Source organism: Prevotella sp. TF12-30 (genome assembly GCF_003436715.1).
Taxonomy (GTDB): domain Bacteria; phylum Bacteroidota; class Bacteroidia; order Bacteroidales; family Bacteroidaceae; genus Prevotella; species Prevotella copri_A.
In genome coordinates this window covers 1-3332 of sequence record NZ_QSQJ01000082.1, presented here as the reverse complement: position 1 = coordinate 3332, position 3332 = coordinate 1, and the positions used below count along the sequence as shown (strand labels likewise).

The window sequence follows — 3332 nt, the reverse complement described above, 5'->3', positions numbered from 1 at the left end:
ATCCGCTGTTCATTTTCTTCTGTCATCACGTCATTTTCTTCTTGTTTCTACTCTTATATACAAGCTTTTCTGAAATCAATTACCCCTAAAATGAAGAAATCTTCTACTTTCTTTGGAAAACCTATGCAAAGGTAATAAAAAACTAGAAAAAAGCTTGCTTTTTCGAATAAAAAGTGTACCTTTGCAGCAAAAAACAACATCATTATTATATTATGGGTAAACGAGCCATCATAGAAGCTTTACGCCATTATTTCAGCACCCAACCCGTACTGAAAGCCTGGCTGTTCGGTTCTTTCTCCAGAGGGGAAGAAACGAAGGATAGCGATGTCGATATTATGGTTTCTTTGGACAAGAGTAAACCTATAGGTTTAAAATTCTTCGGTATGTGGAATGATTTGGAAGAACTCTTAGGTAGAAAAGTTGATTTGGTATCAGAAGGAACCTTACTCCCTTTTGCACAGGAATCAGTAGAACGTGATAAAATCTTAGTATATGAGAGAACGAAGTAGAGATAAAAAACGCCTAGAGCACATGCTCCAGGCGATAGAAAGAATCTGCCGATATACAAAAGGTAAAAACTTTGAGGATTTTATCGCAGACGACATGATGTATTACGCAGTAGTCAAGAACATCGAAATTCTTGGAGAAGCATCGAATATGCTAACTGAAGAATTTCGACAAGCGCATCCTAAGACTCCTTGGAAACAAGTGAACGGCATGAGGAACTATATCGTTCATGAATATTTCCAAGTTGATAACAACGTTGTTTGGGATGTGATTACAAACGACCTTCCGATATTAGAGCAACAAATAAAGGAGTATCTAACTGAAGAAAAATAAAAACATCGGTCAAGCAAAGAGCAAACCAATATGGTTTTGCCTTCGCTTGACCGATTGTCATATATTCATTGTTTATTAAGAGAGTTTCTTCCTAACAAGAACTACAAGCGGCTCTTTTCTGCATTGCCGGCTCCTGTGCCTTTGTACTTGCTGTTAACAGAGTTGAAACGATAGCTTATAGTTAGCTTAACAGCTTGCGAATCGCTATAGTTCCATTTATCGAGCAACATACTTGTACCATAGGTAAACATAGAGTTACGGGCTGTACGAAAGACATCCGTTGCCTGAAATTGAAAAGTCCATTGTTTAAACTTCTTTGTTATTCCCAAATTCAACTGAAAACTCGGCTTCAGGGTTGCTATCGTATTATCACCAGAAGTATGCCCTATCATATCAGCCGTCAGTATATAACCTCTTGAAATAGAGAAAGAATTAAACCAATTGGTCATCAACAACGGATTGTTCAACTTGAGCATTTGCCCATAATGAACCATTTCAAAATTCTGTCCCATCAATACCAAAGACAAGCGAGGAGACCAAATCCCTATACTTGGCGACAATGATAGAACTGCCGTATATGTATTCATGTGGGAACGATTGACATTCGTTAGAATGTTGAGCGGTTTACCTTCACCTGGCTGCAAATCTATCGTATTCACTATGAAGTCATTGATATGTTGAAAACTGAAATTTAAATATACCCATTTGTATAATCCTGCGAAGGTTATGTCATGGATAATTTCAGGCTTCAGAAGAGGATTTCCCTTTTCATAAGTGAAGACGTCATCATATTGCATATTGCTGCTCAATTCCTGATAAGACGGACGACGAGTCTTCATCGTATAATCCAACGAGAAATTGGCTTTGCCTATCGGAAATGATAAACTTGCATTCGGAAACAATTTATCATACCGACGACTTTGTCCATCAATCCAGATTCCTTTCTCATAATAATCAGAAACGGTATGTTCATACCTCAGACCTGCTTCTAAATCAATTTTTCCCAATGGAAGATAATAGGTCAAGAATCCAGCCAACTTATTTTCCCTGATATGGTCATCTGTAGAAGCTATTATCTGTTCCACATTGTTGTAAGTTTCCTTGCGGTCTGTATAGATAAACTCACCACCACCTTCTAGCTTTCCTTTCCCAACAGGATAAGACAGCGCCAATTTAGAAGCAGCCATTACATTGTCCGCCTTGTTTGTGCTGTTAACATTACTTTCACCAGAAGCACTACTCTGCTCCTTAATATTCTGCACAGCCTTGTTCTGGCTAACAACCAAGTCATTATCAAAAACGACATTCCATTTTCCGAATTCTCCCCGATAATAAGCATTCACATAATGAGCAGGAGGCGTCTTGCGATTCCATTTCATATCATAGGATATGGATTCCAACTCTGTCCCATTCTTCATTACACGTTGATATGTAGGCCATGAAGCAGTACTATTTGGTAAAAAGTTTACATTATAAGTAGCACCTATGGAATGTTTCTCATTGAAGACATAATTGAAACCTATCTTTGTGGCAATTTGGGCTTTGCTTTTGGGGAATATCCCGATGTCGCTATGCATTTGCCACATTTCTCCATCTTTAATGACAGTCTTTTTATCTATCTGATGCTGATACCTTTGCGTCAAATCATAATAAAGACTTCCAAAAATATCCAGTCCTCCTCTACGCCAGTTTAAATTACCGCCCTCAGACAAAGATGTAGAATGTCCCTGCCGAGCCATAGAAGTAAACCCACCGCTCAGTCCATCACCTTGTTTCTTATTCGTTCTAATCACAATGACAGCCTTTACCGTAGCATCATATTTTGCTCCAGGATTGTTGTTGAGAGTTACGGAGGCGATGTCTTTGGAACTTATTCTATCCAGTTCCCCCTCATCCGTCAACTTCCTTCCATTCACATATACCAATGCTTCACCCTTGCCATAAACACGATATTTTCCATCACTGCCATAAACACTCGGCACTTGCGCCATAACATCGTTGGCAGTACCAGCTTCGCTCAAAGGTGTTCCTTTCACCTGAGTAACAAGTCCTTCATTCGTCATCTCAAAGGTTTTACGATGTCCTTTTACAACCACCTTCTGCAGGTTCATTGTTGCCTCCTTCAGAGTTATTGTCTCTATCTTACCTATATTATATGTATTGCTTGTCGTAATATAGCCCACGCAACTTACTCTTACTATCGCCTTTCTGGCTCCGCAGGGAATCACGAACTGGCCGTTCTCATTCGTCACACCGCCATTTATCAATGAAGAATCACGAACATTCAGCAGGGCTACATTGGCGAAATCTACAGGGCGTTTCTTATTGTCTATGATGCGACCTATCATCTTGGTGGGAGTCTTCTGCGTACACTCCACAAAAATGTTTTCGCCATCTATCGTCATCTTCATCGGATAGAAACCCATGATCTGGCGGATGGCATCCGGAGCAGTTCGCTTCACGATACTTGTGGTAACCGTGAAATCCTCCAG

Annotated in this window: 3 protein-coding genes; 2 read left to right on the top strand and 1 reads right to left on the bottom strand. The window is 39.8% G+C overall.

Translation table 11 applies throughout. The features are described 5' to 3' along the window. Positions 1-212 precede the first annotated feature (212 nt). Both DXD25_RS15960 and DXD25_RS15955 read left to right on the top strand, forming a co-directional pair. Positions 213-509, top strand: coding sequence for a nucleotidyltransferase family protein (locus DXD25_RS15960; RefSeq protein ID WP_117664352.1), 297 nt, complete (start codon positions 213-215; stop codon positions 507-509). Beyond that, on the top strand, positions 493-840 hold the full coding sequence (locus DXD25_RS15955; RefSeq protein WP_117664351.1) for a DUF86 domain-containing protein: 348 nt from the start codon (positions 493-495) through the stop codon (positions 838-840). Before DXD25_RS15960 ends, DXD25_RS15955 begins: the two co-directional genes overlap by 17 nt. 101 nt (positions 841-941) lie before the next feature. Here the strand turns inward: DXD25_RS15955 and DXD25_RS15950 are convergent. After that, positions 942-3332, bottom strand: a 2391-nt coding sequence (locus DXD25_RS15950; protein ID WP_117664350.1) for a TonB-dependent receptor family protein, incomplete at its 5' end; no start/stop codon positions are given.